The following is a 21,685-nucleotide window of genomic DNA, read 5'->3' as shown; positions in this document are numbered from 1 at the left end:
ATTTAACATATTATGCCGGACATTCCACTTATCAGAATCCAGAAGTTACTGGTAGCCAACCGGGGAGAGATTGCAGTAAGGGTATTAAGAGCCGCTGCAGAATTGAGGATCCGCACTGTTGCTATTTTCACGTATGAGGATCGGTACTCCCTTCACCGTTACAAGGCAGACGAAGCCTACCAGATAGGCAAAGACGACGAGCCCCTGAAGCCTTACCTCGACATTGAAGCGATCATCCATCTGGCCAAAGAACAACAGGTAGACGCTATCCACCCCGGGTACGGTTTCCTGAGTGAGAATGTGCAGTTTGCCCGGCGCTGCCGCGAAGAGGGCATTATTTTTATTGGCCCCACGCCGGAAGTAATGGCGCAGCTGGGCGATAAAGTGGCCGCCAAGGCCCTGGCCCGCGAGGCGCAGGTACCCCTGATAGAGGATAGCCAGGAGAAGCTGGAGGATGTACAGACCGCATTACGCGAAGCAGAGCGTATTGGCTTTCCCGTTATGCTGAAGGCAGCAGCCGGCGGCGGCGGCAGGGGGATGCGGGTAGTGCGCCAGGCCGGCGAACTGGAGCGCAACTTTACGGAAGCCCGCAGTGAAGCGGCCAAAGCTTTTGGCGATGATACCATCTTTATAGAAAAGTTCATAGAAGAGCCTAAACATATAGAGGTGCAGCTGATGGGGGATAACCATGGCAATATCGTGCACCTGTATGAGCGCGACTGCTCCGTACAACGCCGTTTCCAGAAAGTGGTAGAGATAGCGCCCAGTCCCAACCTGCCGGTAGAGACCCGGGAAGAGATCTATGAATACGCGCTGCGTCTGGCCCATAAAGTGAAATACAACAATGTGGGCACAGTGGAGTTCCTGGTAGACCGGAGTAATAAAGTATATTTTATTGAGGTGAACCCCCGTATACAGGTAGAGCATACCGTAACGGAGGAGGTAACCGGTATTGATATTGTACGCTCGCAGATCCTGATTGCCCAGGGGCACCAGCTCAGCGACCCGGAGATCTTCCTGAAAGGGCAGGAGGATGTAAAGCTGAACGGTTTTGCCATTCAGTGCCGTATTACCACGGAAGACCCGGAGAACCATTTTACCCCGGATTATGGTGTGGTGATCGCCTACCGTAATGCTGGCGGTTTTGGTATACGCCTGGATGAGGGCAGCACCTATTCCGGCGTAAAGATCTCGCCGTTCTTTGACTCTATGCTGGTGAAGGTAACGGCCTGGGGCCGCACGCTCTCCGGCGCCTCGTCCCGTTTGCACCGTACGCTGCGCGAGTTCAGGATCCGCGGGGTAAAGACCAATATCCGTTTCCTGGAGAACGTGATCACCCACGATATTTTCCGTAAGGGCAACTGTACCGTAGGGTTTATAGACAAACACCCGGAGCTGTTTAAGCTGTCGCAGATCCGCGACCGCGGCACCAAAACGCTGCTGTACCTGGCAGATGTTACGGTGAACGGTCACCCGGATGTGAAGGTGAAAGACCCCAATCACCGGTTCCGTGTGCCGCAAGTGCCGGCCTATTCCCGGCTGGACCCCATCCCGGAGGGCAGCAAGAACCGCCTGCAGCAAATGGGCCGCGAGGAGTTTGCCCGCTGGCTACGCCAGGAAAAGCCGGTATATTTTACAGATACCACTTACCGCGATGCGCATCAGAGCCTGCTGGCCACCCGCGTGCGCACCAAAGATATGATGGCGGTGGCGGAAGGTTATGCCCGTAATAACCCACAGCTATTCTCTATGGAAGTATGGGGCGGCGCTACATTTGACGTATCCATGCGTTTTCTGCATGAATGCCCCTGGAAACGCCTGCAACAGTTGCGGCAAGCCATGCCTAACCTGTTGCTGCAGATGCTGTTCCGCGGTTCCAATGCCGTGGGCTATTCCGCTTACCCGGAGAACCTGATCGCCAAGTTCATTGAAAAGAGCTGGGAGAACGGTATTGATGTATTCCGCATTTTTGACTCCCTGAACTGGGTAGAGGCCATGGCCCCCAGCATCCGTTTTGTGCGCGAGTACACGGAAGGGCTGGCCCAGGCGGCCATCAGTTATACCGGCGATATCCTGAATAAGGACAACCGCAAATACACCCTCCAATATTATATAGACCTGGCCAAACGCCTGGAGGACGCGGGCGCGCATATGCTGGCTGTAAAGGACATGGCCGGCCTGTTAAAACCGCAGGCCGCATCTGTACTGATCAGCGCCCTGCGCGAATCCGTACAGCTACCTATTGTGCTGCATACGCACGATACTTCTTCCGTACAGGCGGCTACCTATCTAAAAGCCATAGAAGCCGGGGTGAACGTGGTGGATTGCGCCATTGCCTCCCTGAGCGGGCTTACTTCTCAGCCTAACCTGAATGCCATGGTGGCCATTATGGAAGGCAACGAACGGAGCCAGCCTATGAACCTGGCCTCCCTGAATGAATACAGCAACTATTGGGAAGACGTAAGAGGGCACTATTATCCCTTTGAATCTGATATGAAAGCCGGCACCGCCCAGATCTATGAGAATGAGATCCCCGGCGGACAGTATTCCAACCTGCGCCAGCAGGCGGAATCCCTGGGCCTGGGCGCCCAGCTGGAAACCATCAAACAGAACTACGCCGTTGTGAACCGGCTGTTTGGCGATATTGTAAAAGTAACGCCCAGCTCCAAAGTGGTAGGCGATATGGCGCTGTTTATGACGGCCAATAGCCTGAGTGCGGACGATGTGCTGGATGAGAGCCGTAACCTTTCATTCCCCGCATCTGTGACCGGGTTTTTCCGCGGCGACCTGGGCGTACCTTATGGCGGCTTCCCGGAAAAGCTGCAACGGATCGTGCTGAAGGGAGAAAAGCCCCTGCAGGGCCGGCCCAATGAGCACCTGCCGCCGGTAGATTTTGACAGCGATTTTGCCGCCTTCCAGCTCAAGTATCCGCAGGCGGAATTTTTGGATTACCTTAGTTATCATATGTTCCCCAAGGTATTTGATGAATATTATCATCATGCCACGGTGTACGGTAATGTAGAGGCCATTCCCACGCCGGCGTTCTTTTACGGGCTTAAGCTGGGAGAGGAGATCCTGGTCACCCTTGGCAAGGGCAAGACCATTATTGTAAAGCTGCTGTATGTGCAGCCGGCAGACGAAACTGGTATGCGCACCGTAGTATTTGAGCTGAATGGTTATACCCGCCGCGTACAGGTGCGGGACCGCTCTGTAGCCAGCCTGGTGCCGGTAAATAAAAAGGCCGCCAACCCGGAGCTGGAGATAGGCGCGCCTTTACAGGGCAAGCTGTCCAAGCTGCTGGTAAAAACGGGGGATATGGTAGGGAGCAATACGCCATTGTTCATTATTGAGGCCATGAAGATGGAGACAACGGTAACAGCTACGCGGGCTACCAAAGTGAAAGCCATCCATTTGCCGGAAGGCACCATGGTGCAGCAGGATGACCTGGTAGTGGAATTAGGAGATTAATTAGGTTGTTTATATCCATCAACCTGGAGGCTGCTTTCTGAAAAGGAAGCGGCCTTCTTGTTTTATTTTACTCCGCTTTAAGGCTTACCGCCGGATTGGCTACCGCCGCTTTAACGGCCTGTACACTGATCGTTAATAAGGCGATGAGCAGCGTAGCCGCCCCGGCCAGCACAAAGATCCACCAGCTGATGTGGGTGCGGTACGCAAAGCCCTGCAGCCATTGCTGCATGACCCATTGTGCAAGGGGGAACGCGATAACGGCGGCAATCAGCACCAGTTTCAGGAAATCCTTTGAGAGCATACCTGCAATATTAGCTATGGAGGCGCCCAGCACTTTGCGGATGCCTATTTCCTTTACCCGTTGCCGGGCGGCATACATAGAAAGGCCAAAAAGGCCCAGACAGGCGATCAGGACGGCCAGTACGGCAAAAGTGGTCACGATCCTGCCGGTACGCTGGTCCGTTTTATAGAGGTTGTCAAAGCTATCATCTGTAAAGGCATACGCCAGGGGCTGTCCGGGAGAAAAGGATAACCATTTCTTTTCTATCTGCGCCAGGATGCCCGGAATATCAGCGCTGCGCAGGCGCACGGTTATGCTGCTTGTTTCCAGACCCAGGTTTAAGGCCAGGGGCGTTATCTCATCCCGCAGGGAATTAAAATTGAAGTTCCGCACTACGCCAATGATATTATATGTCTGGAGCTTCCGGGCCTGCGGATCTGTGAGCCGGTATAGTTTTTTATCCAGGGGGGTGCCTATGCCAAGAAAACGCACTGCTGCTTCATTGATAATAAAGGCATTTGAGTCTGATGGCATGTTGGCGGAAAAGTTCCTTCCGCTTAGCAGTCTCATTTTAAAAGTGGAAATAAAATGTTCATCTACCGTCCAGCTTTGCATAGCAATAGCGGACCGCTGATCCAGTGCTGTGGAGGTAAAATAGGTGTCGCTGCTCCTGAATCCGTTTACGGGCAGGTAGCTGGTCATGGTGGCGTCTTCAATACCGCCTATGGTCATCAGCTCTTTTTTGAAGCTGACCGTCTGCGAGCGCAGTACATCCGTATTCTGGATGGTAAGCACCTGTTCGCGGTCAAAGCCAAGATCCTTGTGCTGTATGTATACCAGTTGGTTGTAAATAACGATAGTACCGGTGATGAGGATAATGGAAATGGAAAACTGGAACACTACCAGCGCATTCCGCAGCCATGAGCCTTTAAACCCCGTGGCCAGTTTTCCTTTCAGCACCTGTACCGGCTGAAAGGCGGACAGGAAGAATGCCGGGTAACTGCCGGCCAGTAAGCCAACCAGGAGTGTGAGGCCTGCCAGGCAGGCCAGCATACGTGGTTGGAACAAAGATTGGATACTGATATGTTTATCCGCCAGGCCATTAAACCAGGGCAGTAACAATACGACTATTACCAGGGCCGCTACCAGCGAGAAAAAACTTACCAGCAGGGACTCTGCCAGGAACTGCGCCACCAGCTGTTTACGGAAAGAGCCCAGCAGTTTCCTGACCCCTATTTCCCTGGCGCGGCTGGCGGAACGGGCTGTGGTAAGGTTCATAAAGTTGGCGCAGGCAATGAGCAGGATCAGCAGGGCAATGGCGGAAAATATATATACAAAAATGATGCTGCTGTTAGGGGATAACTCGCCTATCTTATTTGAATGCAGGTGAATGTCGCGCAGGGGCATAAGGGTACAGCGGGCGTAATTGCCCAGCCTTTTGAACTCTGCCAGGCTGGAATGGATGGCGCTTTGCAATAAGGGGCCTATATGGGCATCCATGACCTTATTGATCTCCGGCGTTAGTTTTGCAGGATCTGTGTTCTTGCGCAGCAGCAGATAGGTGTTATAGTTTTGGCTAAACCAGGACTGTTCGCTGCGGCTTTCTGCATTCTCCGACATGGAGATGAAAAAGTCGAAGTTAAAATGGGACTGTGCGGGAAGGTCGCGGATCACGGCGGTGATCTTGTAAGTGGATGTATTGTCGATCAGCACCGTTTCCCCTGCAACATCTGTGCGGTTAAAATATTTGCGCGCCATCCTTTCCGTGATCACCAGTGAGCCAGGCGCCTGCAATGCGGTACGGGGCTCGCCGGAAAGCACAGGGAGGGTGAATACATCAAACAAAGTGGAATCCGCATACACTACTTTTGTTTCGCGCAGTTGCTGCTGTCCTTTTTTTACCAGTATGCTGTTGTGGTACAGGAGCCGGGTATACTGCTCTACCTGCAGGAGGTCTTTGGCCAGCGTTGGCCCCAGCAGCGGCGGGGACTGTGCAAGGTCAAAATGGTTATCGCCGAATTTTACTTCATTATTGATACGGTAGATCCTGTCTGCATTTACATTATACCGGTCGTAACTTAATTCATCCATCACATAGAACACCAGCAGCAGGCAGGTGGCCAGGCCCATAGCCAGGCCAATAATATTAATAGCGGAGAATCCTTTATTGTTGGAAAGGCTGCGGAGCGCAATTTTCAGGTAGTTCTTCAGCATAGCGGCGGTATAAGAAGGTACTAGCCAGGTTGATCAAAGAAGGGACCGGAAAATTGAGCTGCTGGTAATTAATGCATTACGTATTGTGCATCCGTTGGGATTGTCCGGTTTTAATACAACGGATGTCCGGCGGCGGGCAGGCGGCCAATAAAAAAAGCGCGCCATTGCTGACGCGCCCCTTTATAAACCAATTCATAATATGCTTAGAATTTCTCCAGACCGCTAAAGAAGAAGCTGCCCTCTATCTCCGCGTTCTCGTCAGAGTCAGAACCATGTACAGCGTTACGGCCTATGGATTCCGCATACAGTTTCCGGATAGTGCCGGGCTCCGCGTTGGCGGGGTTGGTGGCGCCGATCAGTTTACGGAAGTCTTCCACAGCGTTGTCCTTTTCGAGGATGGCAGCCACGATATGGCCACTGCTCATGAATTCCACCAGCTCCCCGTAAAAAGGCCTTTCTTTATGCACCGCATAGAACTCGCCAGCTTTCTGAGTAGATAACCTGGTCATTTTGAGTGCCACAATACGGAAACCGGCAGTGTTTATCATTGCCAGGATAGCGCCAATATGCCCATTTTCTACTGCATCCGGCTTGATCATTGTAAAAGTTCTGTTACCCATACGTAGTTTAAGTTGATAGTCTTTATTGTCTTTAGTCGTCAGTCTTCTGGTCATATGATCAGCGGATAGCTAATCGCTGTTTTTAACCGGCGCAAAGGTAACCAGAATTTGTTTATCAGATAAATCCGGAGCAAAATTTTGAAATTCTGCACCAAATAAAGAACTTCGCACTTCGTTTTTAATAAACGCATAACAATATTTTATCATCCGCTTACTCAAGGTATGAAGCCGATCGAGGACATAAAGCCTTTGCTGGAAACCCCGAAGAAAGTGGTGATCACCATGCACCAGAAACCGGATGCAGATGCCATGGGCTCCTCATTGGCCATGTACCATTACCTGCGGCAGAAGGGGCACGAGATCACTGTTATTTCTCCGACAAATTTTCCGGATTTTTTAAAATGGATGCCTGGCGCTGACCTGGTGGTTGATTTCGAATCTTCCCAGGATAAGGCCATGAGCGCACTGGAAGCGGTTGATCTGCTTTTTTGCCTGGATTTCAATGCGTTATACCGCACCAAAGCCCTGGCGCCCTACCTGGAGCAGCTGAAAAGCATCCGGATACTGATCGACCATCACCTGGAGCCGCAGCCCGGCTTTGATTACGGCGTTAGCGATACAGCGGCCTCCTCCACGGCACAGCTGGTTTACGAAACGCTTTACAAATTGGGAGAAGAGCAGTATATTACCGACGAGATCGCGCAATGTATCTATGCCGGCGCCATGACAGACACCGGTTCATTCCGGTTCGCCTCCACATCGGCCCGGGTGCACCGCATGGTAGCAGATCTGCTGGATCGCGGATTAAAGCATGAGCTCATTCACCAGGCTATTTATGACAATTTCCTGGAAAACCGCCTCCGTTTCATCGGGCATAGCCTGCTGCACCGGATGGAAGTGTTTTATGAATATAATACGGCGATGATGGCCATCCCGTACACGGACCTGAAGCGGTTTGACCTGCAGACGGGCGATACGGAAGGGCTGGTGAACTTCCTGCTGTCCATACAGGGCATCAAGATGGCGGCGCTGATCATAGACAGGAGGGAGGAGGTAAAACTTTCTTTCCGTTCCAAAGGCAATTTTGACGTGAACACGTTTGCCCGGAAGTACTTTGAAGGCGGCGGCCATTTTAATGCGGCCGGCGGCAGAAGCACAGACGGCCTGGAAAGAACGGTGCAGCGCTTCATTAAAGCGATGGAAGAGAATGAGGACCTATTACAGTAGCAGTTTTTGATAACCAACTGATATGTAAGGCCTTTACCGGATAAACGTAGATCTTCATCATCATTAATAACAAAAAAAATTTCGATAAATACCTACAGATGAAAAAAAACAATCAGTTACTTGTAGCAGCATTAGGCCTGTTTATGGCCAGCTGCGGTACCGGCGGTCCCAAGAAAACACCGAATGGTGTGGAGTACACCGTACACAAATCAGGCAGCGGTGCGCAGCTTAAGCTGGGCGATACGGTGCTGATGAATATTACGCAACGCCTGAATGATTCTATCCTGGCAGAATCCCGCAAGATCGTGGGTGCTCCTGTACCGGTGCTGATCTCTAAATCACAGAACAAGTACGACCTGATGGAAGGCCTGGCCCTGTTGAAAGAAGGCGATAGCGCTACCTTTGTAATTCCCTGGGATTCTTTACCGGAACCTCGTCCGCCGTTTGGTAAAAAAGGCGACAAGCTGAAAGTAACTTTCGCTGTGGAGACCAAGTATTCTGCTGCTTTACAGACAGAGAAGGACGAAAAAGCGATAAAATCCTACCTGGACGAGCATAAGCTGAGCAATGCCACCAAAACTCCGGAAGGCGTGTACGTATCCGTTAGCCAGGCTGGCACCGGCGAAAAGCCCAAAGCTGGTGATACTGTATTTGTACATTACACCGGTAAACTGCTGAGCGGTAAGACTTTTGACTCCAGCCTGGATACCACTTTAAGGCCCGGCATGCCGCTGGAGCCGATCAAATTCCCCATCGGACAGGGTTTTGTGATCAAAGGTTGGGATGCTGGCATTGGTACCCTGCAAAAAGGCGCCAAAGCTACGCTGGTAATTCCTTCTGCACTGGCATATGGTCTGCAGGGCTCACCCCCGGCCATCCCCAGCAGCTCTGTACTGGTATTTGACGTGCAACTGGTAGATGTGAAGCCTGGTAAAGCACCCGCTGCTACGCCGGCTCCTGCTCCCGCTAAATAATCATCTTACTACAATAATGAAAAAGGATCGTTCCGGTGTAATGCCGGGACGATCCTTTTTTTATGATGGTTTGTTACTGTACGCCACTGAGGAAGGCGGTTACTTCCAGGTTCCCGTCTATGGGCGCTACTACAGATCTTGCAACACCGCCGGCTTCTATTACCCGGGTCATATCCAGCGTAAAAGTATGCGTACCGGCCGGCAGATCTCCAATAAGCACCGCGGCAGGGGGTACTGTGCCGCCCTGGCACCAGTTACGGGTAGGGTAACGCCAGGTCACCCCCGGGCCTTTGGCCCCGTTGGGATTGATGCCATCGTAATAACTGGCTGGCGTACAGAGCACTTTGGTGCTATAATTGCCTTTTTGCGTATTATCCACCAGCACGGTGTTGCGGCGCACCAGCCCTTCTTCGTTGCCATGGCCGGAGTTGGTGATATAAGCGGTAAGCTGCCGTACGGGTTTGGCCAGCTCAAAACTGACGCTTACCTGCGCTGTGCCGGTGATATTGCAGGAAAACAGGTTCCGGAAATACCGCGTGCTGTCATTTGCGGTGCTGCCATTGCTCAGGAACGAAGCATCCAGCCGGAAACCATCCAGCGCGCAAAAGCCGGTGTCTTTTTTCGTAGGGTCGGTATAGGTAGGATTGGCGGCCACCTGGTATACGATCCAAACGTCTTTATCCGTGCTGCGCAGATCGGGTGCAAAAGCGCTTACATCAAACGAATAATCGATCTTGTTAAAGGCATTGTATTGCAGGAAATAAGGCGTAATAAAACGCGCAATGCCGGTGCGTTCCTGCCAAACGCTGTCCGGTTGCAGGGGGCCGGCATAATTGAGCGGCGTTTTAATGTACCCGAATTCCGCTATGCGGTCCCAGCCATCATAACGGGCCTGCAGGGTAAAGTTCAGCTCCAGGCGGTTGCCTACCTGCTTTTTCTCATCTACGCTGAGCTTACGGGCAAACATATACCCATTGAGGCGGGTGGCGTTACCGTCATTCACTGCGCAGGTGCGCCAGGTTTGGCCAAAATCGTAGATGCCGTAAAAAGACAGCTGTTCTGCCAGTTTGATCCTAACATTGGAAATGGTGTCCGGCGGTACAGGATCGTCACTGCCGTTATTAGTGAGGGCCGCGGGTTTGTCTTTGGAACAGCCGGCGGCGGCAAGCAATAATACCAGTACCAGGTAAGGGATAATGGAAAAAGGGCGTTTCATAATTAGCATTTGGCCATTATGAACGCAGGAAACCGCTTTTTTCTGATAAGTTAACTTTCGCCGTCCACCAGCATTTCATAGAGCTTTATCTTCAGCTCTTCGAGGGATACGTCCTGTACCAGGCGGCCATCCTGCGCATAGGAGATCGTGGCCCGCTCTTCAGATACAATGATGGCCAGGTTATCGCTATGCTCTGTGATACCCACGCCGGAGCGGTGGCGCAGGCCAATGCGGGTAGGCAGGTTAGGATTGTCAGACACAGGGAGGATCACTTTGGCCGCCAGGATCTTATTGCCTACGATGATGAGCGCCCCATCGTGCAGCGGGCTGCTTTTGGAAAATATGCTTTCTATGAGCTTGGCGCTGATATTACCGTCAATGCCGATACTGCTGGCTGTGTCGAATTTTACCCTGTGGGTGGTGGCGATCACGATGAGGGCGCCGGTATGCCGGGCGGCAAGATGGCCTACGGCAATGATCACTTCATTGATAATGTTCTCTTCTTCGCGGTAGCTCTTAAAACGGTCTGGCATAAACAGCTTGGTAAAAAAGCTGTCTTTACTGAGCGGCGTTTTCTTGCCCAGCACCAGCAGGAACTTGCGGATCTCCGGCTGAAATATAATGATGATGGCTATGAGGCCTACATTGATAAAGTTCTGTAAGATATTGGTAAGGATAGGCATGCCCAGGGCCACTACCAGGAAATAGGCCAGGTACACCATCAGCAGGCCCACAAATATGTTAAAAGCAAGGCTGCCTTTGAGCAGGCGGTATAATTGAATGACCAGGAAAATGACGATCAGCAGGTCCAGAATATTTAGCCAGTTAAATCTATATCCGTAAAGTTGAAACATATCCATAGCTGTAAAAATAGGTAATCATTATTATATGATCGTCAGTTGATTGCCATCATTCACTCATTATTACGGATATATTGCCAGATCTTAACTGTTTCCACAGCAGGTTTTACATCATGCACCCGCAACAGTTGTACGCCTTGTTGCAGGGCCAGTGTATGGATGACCGTGGTGCCGTTCAGGGCTTCTTCCGGCGTAGTGCCCAGCAGGCGGTAGATCATGGATTTGCGGGATACGCCGGCCAGCAGCGGGCAGTCCAGCACCTGGAAAAGGTGCAGGTGGCGCAGCAGGGTATAATTATGGGCCAGTGTTTTGCCAAAACCAAAACCGGGATCAATGATCACATCGCGGATGCCGGCGGCCCGGCATTGGGCCAGCTTTTGAATAAAATAATCCAGCACCTCGCGCACTACATTCTCATACTGCGGGTCCTTTTGCATGGTAGCGGGCGTGCCTTTCATGTGCATGGCTATATAGGGCGCCTGCAGGCGGCCCACGGTTTCCAGCATCTGCGGGTCCATTTCGCCGGCGCTGATATCGTTAATGATAGCGGCGCCTGCATGTACGGCTTTTTCCGCCACGGAGGCATAGTAGGTATCTACAGAAATAATGGCGTCCGGGTAATGGTTAATAAGGGCATGGATGACGGGCAGCAGGCGCTCCTGTTCTTCCTGTGCGCCTATTTCCACGGCCCCTGGCCGCGAGCTTTGTGCGCCCAGATCCAGGATGGCGGCGCCGGCAGCCAGGTGCTGGCCGGCTTTTTCTATGATATGATGCAGATGCCGGCTACGGCTTTCCGCATAAAAAGAATCGTCTGTTATATTGATGATGCCCATTACAACCGGCTCCGCCAGGTTGAGCAGCTTGCCGCGGCAGTTGATGGTGTATGGCGTTAGTTTCACAATTTTCTTTATTTTGCCCTGCAAATTAAAATTTTATTGCCTTAATAACGATCATGAACAAAACCTTAGCACAATACCAGCAGGCCGTGGGAACATGTAAGGACATATTCATCAAGAAAACACAGGATTACGGCACTTCCTGGAGGGTACTAAGGCCCGTATCTGTTACCGATCAGCTTTTTATCAAAGCGCAGCGTATCCGTAACATACAGGAACTGGGCACACAGAAGGTGGAAGATCATATAGACGGCGAGTTCCGCGGTATCGTGAACTATGGCGTGATAGGGCTTATACAGCTGGGCCAGCTGCCCGGCAGTCCCTACCAGGATCTGCCGGTAGCGGAAGTATCCCGCCTGTATGATGATAAGATCCGTTTTGTGCAGGATATCATGGAAAATAAGAACCATGATTATGGCGAGGCCTGGCGCGATATGAGCCAGGAGTCTTTTGTAGATCTGATCCTTACCAAACTGCTGCGCATTAAGCAAATACTCCGTAACGAGGGCAAAACACTGATCTCCGAAGGCATAGACGCCAACTTTGTAGATATTATCAATTATGCGCTGTTTGCGCTGATCAAAATAGAAGAAAATTCTTAATGTACTATGAAAATTATCCTGAACCTATTTAGGGTACTCGTGGGTGTACTCTTTATCTTTTCCGGCCTTATCAAGGCCAATGACCCGCTGGGGCTCAGCTATAAAATGGATGAGTTCTTTGACGTGCTGCACCTTGCTTTTCTCTCGCCCTACTCCCTGGTACTATCAGTGACCATGAACGTGTTCGAGATCATAGCCGGCGTAGCGGTGCTGCTGGGCTACCGGATGCGCCTGTTCTCTTTCCTGTTATTATTACTCATCCTTTTCTTCACCTTCCTGACGGGTTTTGCGCTGTACAGCGGCAAGATAAAGGAATGCGGTTGCTTTGGCGATTGTATCAAACTCTCTGCAGAAGGTACTTTCTATAAGGATGTGGCGCTGCTGGTCATGATCCTGGTGATCTTCTTTTACCGGGACCGCATACAACCGCTGTTCCGCAAGGGGGCTTCCAATATGATCATGATCGGAAGCCTGGTATTTGCGCTGGGCATACAATGGTATACGTTAAGCCATCTGCCCTTTGTGGACTGCCTGGCCTATAAGGTGGGCAATAACATACCGGAGAAAATGAAACTGCCGCCGGGCGCTACGCCGGATGTGTATGAAACTAAGATGATCTACGAAAAGGACGGTAAGCAAAAGGACTTTACGATGGATAACTATCCCTGGCAGGACAGCACCTGGAAGTTCGTAGACCGGGTAGATAAGCTGGTGAAGAAAGGCAATGCAGAACCGGCCATTAAGGATTTTACCCTTACTGATCTTGACGGCGGCAACCAAACGCAGTCCATCCTGGAAGAGACCAAGCCGGTATACCTGTTCCTGGTACTAAACACGGCTACCGCCGGTGAAGGCTGGGATCAGCAAATGCAGGCCCTGCAGCAAAAGATCCATAACGGAGAAGCGTATATTTACGGCGTGACCGCATCTTCCAAAGAGGCGGTAGCCGCATTCAGCGCGCAGCACGGGCTGCACTTCCCCTTTATGCAGATGGACGCCACCGCTATTAAAACAGCGGGCCGCAGTAACCCTTGCCTTATCCTGCTGGAGAAGGGTACCATCAAGGGAAAATGGCATTATAACGATATACCGTAAACGGCGGGCTTTTAAAGCCTGTGATCATATGCGTTTCCTGCTCAGGAAAATATTATATGGAATACTGGTACTATTAGGCGTAGTAGTACTGGTATTCCTTTTGTTTAATGTGCTGCCCGGCGATCCTGCGCGTTTAACGCTGGGGCAGCGGGCGGATGTGGCCTCGCTGGAAAATGTAAGGCGGGAGCTGCACCTGGATAAACCGCTACCGGTACAGTTCCTGTTGTACCTGAACGATCTTTCGCCTGTTGGCATACACACGGAGCAGGAAGCCCGTAACCAGCTCCATTATGTTACGCTCCTGCATATCTCCTCCTCAAAAATACTGGTGCTGAAAACCCCTTACCTGCGCCGCTCTTACCAGGGCAAAAAGGATGTATGGGAGATCCTTACAGAGGCCCTGCCGGGCACCTTGCTGCTGGCGCTGGCGGCTATGCTGTTTGCTACAGTAGCCGGTATAGCGCTGGGCGTGCTCTCTGCTGTAAAACAAAATACCTGGATGGATACAGGGGCGATCTTTGCCAGTGTGCTGGGCATCTCGGTGCCTTCTTTTTTTGCCGGCATTGTGCTGGCTTACCTGTTTGGATTTGTATTAAGCACATATACCGGGCTGCATATGACGGGCAGCCTGTTTGATGTAGACCCTTTTGCCGGCCGGGTGCTGAACCTGCGTAACCTGGTACTGCCGGCCATTACCCTGGGTATACGGCCGCTGGCTATCATCGTGCAGCTAACCCGCAGCGCTATGCTGGATGTGCTGCACCAGGATTATATCCGTACAGCCTATGCCAAAGGGCTGGGCCACCAGGCGGTGATCTGGAAACATGCGCTGCGCAATGCGCTGAACCCGGTGGTAACGGCGGTAACCGGTTGGTTTGCCGAGCTGTTGGCCGGGGCCTTTTTTGTTGAGTATATTTTTGGCTGGAAAGGTATTGGCAAAGTAACGGTGGATGCGCTGGAGAAGTTTGACTTTCCTGTGCTAATGGGCGCCGTATTATTTACGGCGGGTATTTTTGTGATCATTAACCTGCTGGCGGATGTGCTGTACCGGATCGTTGACCCCCGGATAAAGCTGTAACTGCTTCTAACGTTTTAACCGCTGCTGGGCAAAGGCAAATGCTGGCCGCAGGTCCCCAAAGCTGATCTTCTCCCTTACCAGGTTATATACCTGTTGCTGCTGTTCATTCAATTCCATCTTAAATGCAGGCTGACCATAGTGCACAAAGCTGTTTACCGGTTTGCGGGTACGGGTGCGGTGATGTTTTGCCTGGAGCGGGGCGGGGAGGCCGTCAGCATCGCCGGCATAGCCCAGGGCAATGCCCGTAACGGGTTGATAGCCTTCCGGTATGTCAAATATTTCATAGATATGCTCCAGGTCTATACCGGCAGCCTCGCATACCTGCAGCCCTTCGCTTACGGCCTGCACGGTAAGGTTCGCCACGGCCAGGCCTACATCGTGCCAGGCAAAGGGGTTGGGCGCGCCATTATGGTCAAAGTACATTTTTGCCACGGCCACCATGAGCACGGGGGCGGTAAATGCCCAGGCCTGGTTGTCTTCATTAAAGCATTGGAGCAGTTGCTGGTAGAGCGGCGTATCCTTTGTGGCGACTATAAAATGCCAGGGTTGTTCATTATGGCAGGAGGGCGCAAGGCGGGCGGCTTCAAAAAGAGAGCTCAGGGTGGCGGCGGGCACCGGGCTCTCCTGGAATGCCTTTGGGCTCCAGCGCTGTAGCAGCAGCGGGTGTACGGGGGCGGTGGTGGCAATGATGTTTTGCATGTGAATTATTTACTGCAAATATCCGTTGAGACATGGGACGGCTGCCATACAAAACAGGGGTAGGACTATACTTTTCCCGGATAACTTCAGGTGGTCCGGTATCTTTCCCGGATCATTTCCCGGAACTGCTCCGGCGTTTCGCCGGTATGTTTCTTAAAGAACCTATAGAAATACGTGGATTCATTGAAATTAAGCCGGTAGGCGACCTCTTTTACGCTGGACGAGGTATGTACCAGCAGGCGCTTGGCTTCGAGGATTATACGGTCTGCAATAAGCTGGGAAGTGGGTTTTCCGGTCTGCTGTTTCACCACATCGCCCAGGTAACCGGGCGTGAGATGCAGCATCCCGGCATAAGCGGCGGCGGATTTCTCTTCAACAAAGTGCTGGCCAATGAGCGTTTGCAATTTCCTTACCAGGCGCGCATCGTTGGTAAGATCCCTGGCCGGGCTGCGGGACGAAGCAATGCGGCTGATATGGGACAGCAGTATATCCAGGTAGTGCTGTATGATGCGCTGGCCCATAGGTTGCGGCTGTTCATACTCCGCCAGCAGCTGGCGGCAGATATTGGTGAGCAGGGTGGTCTCATCGCCGGAAAGCGACAGCTGTTTATCCATCCATTCCAATTCATCCAGCAGGGGATGGGCCAGGATCAGATCCCGCGCAAAGAAGAGCAGCATGGCCCGTACTTCCTGTTCGGTATCCTGCTCCTGATGTACATGGTGCACCTGGTAAGGTACCATGATGTGCAGGGAATTGGGCGTGATGGTATATTCCCTGAAATCTACCAGGTGTTTGCCGTACCCTTTTTCTACGATGGTAATGGCATAGAAATCATGACGGTGCGGTGTTTTTACCCACTCTCTCTTCTCTTCATCACGAGGGCTTTTTATTTCCCTTATCATGAACTGTGTAGCAGCGGAGGGCTGTATCGGGTAGGTGGGTATGACGGTATGCTCCTTTGACATGCGGGTCCTGTTGGTCCGATGAGTACAAACATAGGATAAAAAAGTATGTAAACTAAGATGGCTTGTTCGCTAAATTTGATAAGGATACTTCAATTCACTTCCCGTTCACGTTTAACGTAAACAATCAAATGGTATGACATCTGCCAGCATGTTATGAACGCAGCGGGGCAGCCTTTCCCCTTAGGCGGCCCCGCTTTTTTATGCAGAAATTCCGTATATTACAGCTACCTGTCAAGACCCCATTTTCATATTGTTTAAGGCTACCGGTTGTTATGTATGCAGATGGATAGTTACGGCTTTATCCCCGGCTGTGAGGGCTTACTATGTCAATTGCTGTTATGTATTATGTTCGCACTTTTTTATGGATTACACTGGTGATAGTGGCCATTACCATGCTGGTACGCAGCTGGGAACGGCAATTCCCGGATAAGGACCTGAGTTTGGATTCCCCTCCTTATGCAGATTCCGCCTTATTGTATACGGACTGGCAGGCGCCGGATACCGCCGCCATTCCCGCCACCAGGGCGGGGACTGAAATACGTTACGGACTGGCGCTGATCACCCATACAGCCCGTTACCTGGGGCCTAAGGGCAGCGTGGCCGCCATCACAAACGGCATGGATTGCGGGGATTGCCACCGTAATGCAGGCACGCTGCTGATGGGCAATAATTTCTCTGCGGTAGCGGCCACCTATCCCCGGGTGGGAGAGCGGAGTGGCCGTTTGGAATCCATTCCCTGGCGCATCAACGATTGTATACAGCGGCATCTGAACGGGCAGCGCCTGGATAGCAGCGGCAAAGAAATGCGGGCTATGGTGGCTTACCTGTTATGGATAGGCAAGGATGTGCCCAGGGGCATCCGGCCGCGCAATGCGGCCCTGCCGCAGTTGCCATACCCGGACCGGGCTGCGGATACGGCCAGGGGCCGCGTGGTCTATATGGATCATTGCCAGGTATGCCACGGGGGCCAGGGCGCCGGCGTAAAGGACAACGAGGGCATCAGCTACGTATATCCCCCGGTGTGGGGCGCTAACAGTTATAGTATAGGCGGGGAATTTTACCGGATCTCCCGGCTGGCTGCTTATATACTGTATAATATGCCCCCCGGAGATACCGCCATGCTGAGCGCCGCAGACAGCTGGGATGTAGCAGCCTATATTAATGCAAAGCCGCATCCGGAAAAGTTTTTCCCGCATGACTGGCCTGATCCGCTCAGGAAGGCTATAGATTACCCCTATGGGCCGTTTGCGGATACATTTAATGCGCGGCACCATAAATACGGGCCGTTTAAACCAATAGAGGCAGCCAGGAAACAACGTTACAGGTAGGACGTAGAAATTGCCGGAAAATGTGGCGGTTTATTGCGGACTTTCCCTTATCTTAGAGAAGCGATCTAAACCTTTAAACCTAATCATTCTGTAATAAGCGCCATCGTATCTTAACCCGGACCGAAACACTTTATTGTTCATTATAAACCCAACAGGAGTTCCGTGAGAAAGACCAGGTTTATCATTCATTATTCATATTGCCAATATTGCCAGGCAGCTTTGCCGGCCGGGTACGTGTTGTGAAATAGTGTGCCGTGGGCTGTCCGGATCTTACAAAACCGATAAAATTTCGTTGTTTATAGTCTCCCTCAGTTTAACTATGGTTCAAGTTTCCCGTTTGCCTTTTGGCAGACGGGATTTTTTTTTACCTTTTCTGTAACAAAGCAATTTTACGGTCGTCTTCTTAGTATAAAACATCGTACAAACGCCGTTCATGTCTTTAGAACTGTTTCATTCCCAGGTAGTACCCATCCGGCCAAAGCTTTACCGCTTTGCTTTCCGCCTGTTGAACAATGAAGAGGATGCTAAGGACATTATCCAGGACGCCCTGCTGAAGGTATGGCATCAACAGGACCGGATGGCGGAGCTGCAAAACCTGGAGGCCTGGTGTATGCGTATTGTGCGCAACCTGGCGCTGGACCGGCTGAAGTCGAAGAAATACCGCAGCACTGAAATGCTGGACCGGGCAGGTGAAATGGAGGCGGCACATCAGCCAGACCCGCACCTGGCCGCAGAACAACAGGATGTAATGGGCCGCGTGCACCGGATCATCAACGCACTGCCGGAAAAATACCGTACTATTATACAGCTAAGGGATGTGGACGGTTTTTCCTATCAGCAAATTGCCGACATCCTGGAACTAAACATGAGCGAAGTGAAGATCAACCTGCACCGTGCCCGGAAAGCCGTGCGGGAGCAATTACAAAATATACAGGTATATGGATTACAATAAAATACGAGCGCTGCTGGAGTTATACTGGGAAGGCGAAACCTCGCTGGAGGAGGAGGAGATGCTACGCCATTTTTTTGTAACGCACACAGCTGCGCTGCCGGAAGACCTGCGGGAGGCAGCCCCGTTGTTCCGCTACTTCCAGGCGGAAAAGGAGCAGGAACTGCCGGCCTGGGAAATACCCCGGGTGGCGCCCCTGCCTGGAAGCAGGCCCTGGCAGCACTGGATGAAATATGCGGCGGCGCTGTTGATGATGGCCGGCGCTGGTTACAGCGTGCAGCAGTATATCGTTCGGCATAACGAACTATCCGCAGCGGCCTGGCAGCAGGACACCTATCAGGACCCGGAAAAAGCCTACCAGGAAGCGCAAAAGGCCCTGGAACTACTGTCAAGGAACCTGAATAAGGGCACGGAGCAGATGGAGAAGCTGGCCTATTTTAACGAGGCAACAGATAAAATAAAGCGCAATTAATATAGTAACAAACAACCATTTCTCATTACGGATCACAGTGTTGGTATTGCATAGCACGATACGAATGAAGGTATAATCGGATGTCCGGACATCCGGTCCGGCGCCCGTATTCATCAATCCATCCGTTATCCCGCATTCAACATCAAACGAACAAACTATGAAAAAGATCACGATCATATTAATATTTATTGCAGCCAGCCTGCAACTATCCGCCCAGGTACAGACCAGCGTAATAGACCGTTTTTTCCAGAAATATGAAGACGACCGCAGTTTTACCCTGGTGAGCATCACCCCCAAGATGTTCAGCATGTTCAGTAAGCTGGATATCAACACCGGCGAAGGACAGCAGTTCATGCAGGTGGTAAAAAAGCTGAAAGGCCTGCGCATCCTGGCGAAAGAAGACGCCAAAGACGGCTCCAGATTGTATAAAGAAGCAGCAAACTTTCTTACCAAGGATTTTGAAGAACTGATGACCGTACGCGACGATGATACGGACCTGAAATTCCTGGTAAAGGAAAATGCGAAAGGCAATATCTCTGAGCTGGTCATGCTGGTAGGCAGTACAGATGAATTTGTTGCGATGAGCCTCCTGGGAGATATTGACCTGAACGAGATCTCACAGATCGCAAGCGGCATGAATATACATGGTATGGATAACCTCAAAAAACTAAAGAAATGAAACAGCTCACTGCCCTGCTGATATGCCTGGCTTTTTTAGCCGGCCCGGCTACTGCTCAAGAGAAATACCTGAAGAAATTCCAGCGCCAGTGTGGTGATAGCGCAGAAACCTTACGTGCTGGCCTGGGCTTCCTGATAAAAATAGGCGGCGCCCTGATACCCGCCCGCCTGATTGGAGACGAACAGGATGAAGCGGTGGTTGCCAAACGTTTAATGCAGAAGATCAGCCGGCTGAAAGTATATTATATCGACGGCCCGGTTAACAGTGAATCGCTACACCAGCTGCGCAGGAACCTCATTGAAAAAGAGCATATGGAAGAGCTGATGACCGTACGTGATGAAGGCAGCACCATATATATGCTTAACAAAGGGAAAGATGATGAATTGGGAAATGTGGTGATGCTGTTAAAGGACGAAGAGGAACTGGTAATGGTGCACCTGCACACCAGCCTTTTAATGAGCGATGTGCAGAATCTTATTGACCATTTTGCGAAGAATGACTAACTGATGTGCAGATATGCAAATGTGCAAATGAGATGCAGCCATGCATTATCATTTGCACATTTTTATTTTATGATCACTTCCCGTACAGCCGGTTCTCCCAACATTTCATTTACGAGTTTGATGATCTTGTCTTTAGCGTAGTTAAGTTCTTGTTTAAGGGGAGCTACATTGGTAGTGATGATCAGCTTAGCGTCAAAGAGCTGGATACTTTCCGTATACCGGGCAATGGTCTTACCCATCATCTGTTCCCAGTTTTCCTGTATACGCACTTCCATCATCCGCGGTTTCATGCGGCTTTTATTCATATATTCCCGGAGGGCATCTCCTATTGAGCTGATACCATGACGCATAAGGGCAAATATAGGCATTAATGAGGACGTTGCCGTATTTAATCGGCCATTAACCACCGCGTAACAAACTTGTATCACCATAACGGCTATGGCGTATTAATCGTTGGTTGCTTCCATTTCAATCAACTGAAATTCAGCCGCATTTTCTGCAAAGGCATCATTCAAACGGGATGCATGTGTATCTGTTATAAATACCTGTCCGTATTCTTTACTGTTCACTAGCCGGATAAGACGCGTTACGCGTTCCTGGTCTAGTTTTTCAAATACATCATCCAGCAGCAGGAGCGGAGGGAATTTTTTCTGTTGTTTGACCACTTCGTATTGGGCCAGTTTGAGGGCAAACAGGAAACTTTTGCGTTGGCCCTGGGAGGCGCTGGACTTCATGGCATGATCATCCAGCAGGAAAAGGAGATCATCACGGTGGATGCCGCCGCTGGTGCGCTGCAAGATCATATCCTTATGGCGGTTGGCAGCCAGGAGGGCCGGCAGGGATTGCTCCAACAGGTGGCACTGGTACTGGATGTTCACCACCTCATGTTTGCCGGCCAGGTAATCATATAGTTTTTGCACCTGTTGTATAAAGGCAGGCAGGAATTCCTGGCGTTTTTCAAATACGGGTACGCCGTGCTCCGCCAGCTGCTGGTCAAATACGTCCAGCAAGGCGTCCTGGTTGCGGCCCTGTGTGGCAATGGTCTTGAGCAGGCTGTTCCGTTGCTGCAGCACTTTATTGTAAGTGATCAGGTGCTCCAGGTAGCCGGGATACAGCTGGGAGAGCAGGCCATCGAGCCATTTACGGCGCTCCTCGCTGCCGCCCAGGATGATCTCCGCATCGTCCGGGGCGATCATCACGGCGGGGAACTGGCCGATGTGGCGGGAAAAGCGGTCGTAGCTGTCGCCATCCAGGGAAATGTCCTTTTTGCCATCCTTAAGGGTGCATATGATCCGGTGCTCCTGGCGGTTGCGCTCCAGCAACCCATCCAGGCGGAAGCCGTTGGTATGGTACTGGGTATTCTGCCCTTCGTTACTGCTAAAATAGCTTTTGGTGAAGCAGAGGTAATAAATGGCGTCCAGGAGATTGGTCTTACCGCTGCCGTTGCGGCCGGTAATGCCCACCACCCGTTTTCCGAAGCGGAAGGCCCGGTGTGCGTAGTTCTTGAACTGGGTAAGCGATATTTGACTGACTGTTAGCAGGATATAATATTATTATATG

General features: G+C 51.4%; 20 protein-coding genes. 11 read left to right on the top strand and 9 right to left on the bottom strand.

Annotated features, from left to right (window positions below; all coding sequences use genetic code 11):
- Positions 1–12 precede the first annotated feature (12 nt).
- Entirely contained in the window at positions 13–3,468 is a 3,456-nt protein-coding gene (locus F0L74_RS08035) for a pyruvate carboxylase (protein ID WP_149837354.1), read from the top strand.
- Positions 3,469–3,535: 67 nt separating this feature from the next.
- On the opposite strand, the gene F0L74_RS08030 is transcribed toward F0L74_RS08035, so the two are convergent.
- Entirely contained in the window at positions 3,536–5,962 is a 2,427-nt protein-coding gene (locus F0L74_RS08030; RefSeq protein ID WP_149837353.1) for an ABC transporter permease, read from the bottom strand.
- Positions 5,963–6,165: 203 nt separating this feature from the next.
- Entirely contained in the window at positions 6,166–6,636 is a 471-nt protein-coding gene (locus F0L74_RS08025) for a nucleoside-diphosphate kinase (protein WP_246197657.1), read from the bottom strand.
- Positions 6,637–6,804: 168 nt separating this feature from the next.
- On the opposite strand from F0L74_RS08025, the gene F0L74_RS08020 reads away from it, so the two are divergent.
- Both F0L74_RS08020 and F0L74_RS08015 read left to right on the top strand, forming a co-directional pair.
- Positions 6,805–7,809 (top strand): DHH family phosphoesterase, encoded by a 1,005-nt coding sequence (locus F0L74_RS08020; RefSeq protein ID WP_149837352.1) that lies wholly within the window; start codon positions 6,805–6,807, stop codon positions 7,807–7,809.
- A gap of 98 nt (positions 7,810–7,907) precedes the next feature.
- Positions 7,908–8,783: an FKBP-type peptidyl-prolyl cis-trans isomerase gene (locus F0L74_RS08015; RefSeq protein WP_149837351.1), complete on the top strand. Its 876-nt coding sequence runs from the start codon at positions 7,908–7,910 to the stop codon at positions 8,781–8,783.
- A gap of 73 nt (positions 8,784–8,856) precedes the next feature.
- On the opposite strand, the gene F0L74_RS08010 is transcribed toward F0L74_RS08015, so the two are convergent.
- From F0L74_RS08010 to folP, 3 genes are read right to left on the bottom strand one after another with little or no spacing between them, the layout of a single operon-like run.
- Positions 8,857–9,999, bottom strand: a complete 1,143-nt coding sequence (locus F0L74_RS08010) for a peptide-N-glycosidase F-related protein (RefSeq protein WP_188315912.1) — start codon at positions 9,997–9,999, stop codon at positions 8,857–8,859.
- A 50-nt stretch (positions 10,000–10,049) separates the two neighbouring features.
- Complete coding sequence (locus F0L74_RS08005) at positions 10,050–10,853, bottom strand: diadenylate cyclase (RefSeq protein ID WP_188315911.1); 804 nt, start codon at positions 10,851–10,853, stop codon at positions 10,050–10,052.
- Positions 10,854–10,912: 59 nt separating this feature from the next.
- Positions 10,913–11,758, bottom strand: a complete 846-nt coding sequence (gene folP, locus F0L74_RS08000) for a dihydropteroate synthase (RefSeq protein ID WP_246197656.1) — start codon at positions 11,756–11,758, stop codon at positions 10,913–10,915.
- A gap of 53 nt (positions 11,759–11,811) precedes the next feature.
- On the opposite strand from folP, the gene F0L74_RS07995 reads away from it, so the two are divergent.
- Genes F0L74_RS07995 through F0L74_RS07985 form a run of 3 tightly spaced genes read left to right on the top strand, consistent with a single transcriptional unit; the run spans position 11,812 to position 14,530 of the window.
- The gene (locus F0L74_RS07995; RefSeq protein ID WP_149837348.1) at positions 11,812–12,357 is read left to right on the top strand and encodes a DUF1599 domain-containing protein; all 546 of its coding nucleotides are present in this window, start codon (positions 11,812–11,814) and stop codon (positions 12,355–12,357) included.
- 6 nt (positions 12,358–12,363) lie between these two features.
- The gene (locus F0L74_RS07990; RefSeq protein WP_149837347.1) at positions 12,364–13,452 is read left to right on the top strand and encodes a BT_3928 family protein; all 1,089 of its coding nucleotides are present in this window, start codon (positions 12,364–12,366) and stop codon (positions 13,450–13,452) included.
- A 28-nt stretch (positions 13,453–13,480) separates the two neighbouring features.
- Positions 13,481–14,530, top strand: a complete 1,050-nt coding sequence (locus F0L74_RS07985; protein WP_149837346.1) for an ABC transporter permease — start codon at positions 13,481–13,483, stop codon at positions 14,528–14,530.
- Between the two features lie 6 nt (positions 14,531–14,536).
- Here the strand turns inward: F0L74_RS07985 and F0L74_RS07980 are convergent, their stop codons facing one another.
- The gene (locus F0L74_RS07980) at positions 14,537–15,229 is read right to left on the bottom strand and encodes a nitroreductase family protein (protein WP_149837345.1); all 693 of its coding nucleotides are present in this window, start codon (positions 15,227–15,229) and stop codon (positions 14,537–14,539) included.
- 86 nt (positions 15,230–15,315) lie between these two features.
- Positions 15,316–16,194, bottom strand: coding sequence for a helix-turn-helix domain-containing protein (locus F0L74_RS07975; protein ID WP_149837344.1), 879 nt, complete (start codon positions 16,192–16,194; stop codon positions 15,316–15,318).
- Positions 16,195–16,532: 338 nt separating this feature from the next.
- Here F0L74_RS07975 and F0L74_RS07970 point away from each other — a divergent pair, with 338 nt between their 5' ends.
- The 5 genes from F0L74_RS07970 (at position 16,533) to F0L74_RS07950 (ending at position 20,125) form a co-directional block, all read left to right on the top strand.
- A complete protein-coding gene (locus F0L74_RS07970; protein WP_188315910.1) occupies positions 16,533–17,522 on the top strand; it encodes a c-type cytochrome in 990 nt (329 codons plus the stop codon).
- A gap of 433 nt (positions 17,523–17,955) precedes the next feature.
- Positions 17,956–18,474 (top strand): GFO_1088 family ECF-type sigma factor, encoded by a 519-nt coding sequence (locus F0L74_RS07965; protein ID WP_149837342.1) that lies wholly within the window; start codon positions 17,956–17,958, stop codon positions 18,472–18,474.
- Positions 18,461–18,943, top strand: coding sequence for a PG0215 family putative anti-sigma factor (locus tag F0L74_RS07960; protein WP_149837341.1), 483 nt, complete (start codon positions 18,461–18,463; stop codon positions 18,941–18,943). The genes F0L74_RS07965 and F0L74_RS07960 overlap by 14 nt, the downstream gene beginning before the upstream one ends.
- Positions 18,944–19,100: 157 nt before the next feature.
- Positions 19,101–19,622, top strand: coding sequence for a DUF4252 domain-containing protein (locus F0L74_RS07955; protein ID WP_149837340.1), 522 nt, complete (start codon positions 19,101–19,103; stop codon positions 19,620–19,622).
- The gene (locus F0L74_RS07950) at positions 19,619–20,125 is read left to right on the top strand and encodes a DUF4252 domain-containing protein (protein WP_149837339.1); all 507 of its coding nucleotides are present in this window, start codon (positions 19,619–19,621) and stop codon (positions 20,123–20,125) included. Before F0L74_RS07955 ends, F0L74_RS07950 begins: the two co-directional genes overlap by 4 nt.
- Positions 20,126–20,187: 62 nt before the next feature.
- On the opposite strand, the gene F0L74_RS07945 is transcribed toward F0L74_RS07950, so the two are convergent.
- Positions 20,188–20,475 (bottom strand): DciA family protein, encoded by a 288-nt coding sequence (locus F0L74_RS07945; RefSeq protein WP_149837338.1) that lies wholly within the window; start codon positions 20,473–20,475, stop codon positions 20,188–20,190.
- A 96-nt stretch (positions 20,476–20,571) separates the two neighbouring features.
- Positions 20,572–21,648: a DNA replication/repair protein RecF gene (gene recF / locus F0L74_RS07940; RefSeq protein ID WP_246197718.1), complete on the bottom strand. Its 1,077-nt coding sequence runs from the start codon at positions 21,646–21,648 to the stop codon at positions 20,572–20,574.
- Between the last annotated feature and the right edge of the window lie 37 nt (positions 21,649–21,685).

This window comes from Chitinophaga agrisoli (genome assembly GCF_008386695.1).
In the GTDB taxonomy this organism is placed as follows: Bacteria; Bacteroidota; Bacteroidia; order Chitinophagales; family Chitinophagaceae; genus Chitinophaga; species Chitinophaga agrisoli.
Note: the sequence above shows the minus strand (reverse complement) of the source record. Positions and strands in the feature narration are given on the sequence as shown.

Excerpts from the sequence above, each read along its gene's own strand:
- F0L74_RS07990 (WP_149837347.1), top strand. The coding sequence starts at position 12,364 with ATGAAAATTATCCTGAACCTATTTAGGGTACTCGTGGGTGTACTCTTT.
- F0L74_RS08030 (WP_149837353.1), bottom strand. The coding sequence starts at position 5,962 with ATGCTGAAGAACTACCTGAAAATTGCGCTCCGCAGCCTTTCCAACAAT.
- F0L74_RS07960 (WP_149837341.1), top strand. The coding sequence starts at position 18,461 with ATGGATTACAATAAAATACGAGCGCTGCTGGAGTTATACTGGGAAGGC.
- F0L74_RS08025 (WP_246197657.1), bottom strand. The coding sequence starts at position 6,636 with ATGACCAGAAGACTGACGACTAAAGACAATAAAGACTATCAACTTAAA.
- F0L74_RS07975 (WP_149837344.1), bottom strand. The coding sequence starts at position 16,194 with ATGTCAAAGGAGCATACCGTCATACCCACCTACCCGATACAGCCCTCC.
- F0L74_RS07945 (WP_149837338.1), bottom strand. The coding sequence starts at position 20,475 with ATGCGTCATGGTATCAGCTCAATAGGAGATGCCCTCCGGGAATATATG.
- F0L74_RS07965 (WP_149837342.1), top strand. The coding sequence starts at position 17,956 with ATGTCTTTAGAACTGTTTCATTCCCAGGTAGTACCCATCCGGCCAAAG.
- F0L74_RS08010 (WP_188315912.1), bottom strand. The coding sequence starts at position 9,999 with ATGAAACGCCCTTTTTCCATTATCCCTTACCTGGTACTGGTATTATTG.
- F0L74_RS07970 (WP_188315910.1), top strand. The coding sequence starts at position 16,533 with ATGTATTATGTTCGCACTTTTTTATGGATTACACTGGTGATAGTGGCC.
- F0L74_RS07985 (WP_149837346.1), top strand. The coding sequence starts at position 13,481 with ATGCGTTTCCTGCTCAGGAAAATATTATATGGAATACTGGTACTATTA.
- F0L74_RS08020 (WP_149837352.1), top strand. The coding sequence starts at position 6,805 with ATGAAGCCGATCGAGGACATAAAGCCTTTGCTGGAAACCCCGAAGAAA.
- F0L74_RS07995 (WP_149837348.1), top strand. The coding sequence starts at position 11,812 with ATGAACAAAACCTTAGCACAATACCAGCAGGCCGTGGGAACATGTAAG.
- F0L74_RS08015 (WP_149837351.1), top strand. The coding sequence starts at position 7,908 with ATGAAAAAAAACAATCAGTTACTTGTAGCAGCATTAGGCCTGTTTATG.
- F0L74_RS08005 (WP_188315911.1), bottom strand. The coding sequence starts at position 10,853 with ATGTTTCAACTTTACGGATATAGATTTAACTGGCTAAATATTCTGGAC.
- F0L74_RS07950 (WP_149837339.1), top strand. The coding sequence starts at position 19,619 with ATGAAACAGCTCACTGCCCTGCTGATATGCCTGGCTTTTTTAGCCGGC.
- F0L74_RS07980 (WP_149837345.1), bottom strand. The coding sequence starts at position 15,229 with ATGCAAAACATCATTGCCACCACCGCCCCCGTACACCCGCTGCTGCTA.
- F0L74_RS07955 (WP_149837340.1), top strand. The coding sequence starts at position 19,101 with ATGAAAAAGATCACGATCATATTAATATTTATTGCAGCCAGCCTGCAA.
- F0L74_RS08035 (WP_149837354.1), top strand. The coding sequence starts at position 13 with ATGCCGGACATTCCACTTATCAGAATCCAGAAGTTACTGGTAGCCAAC.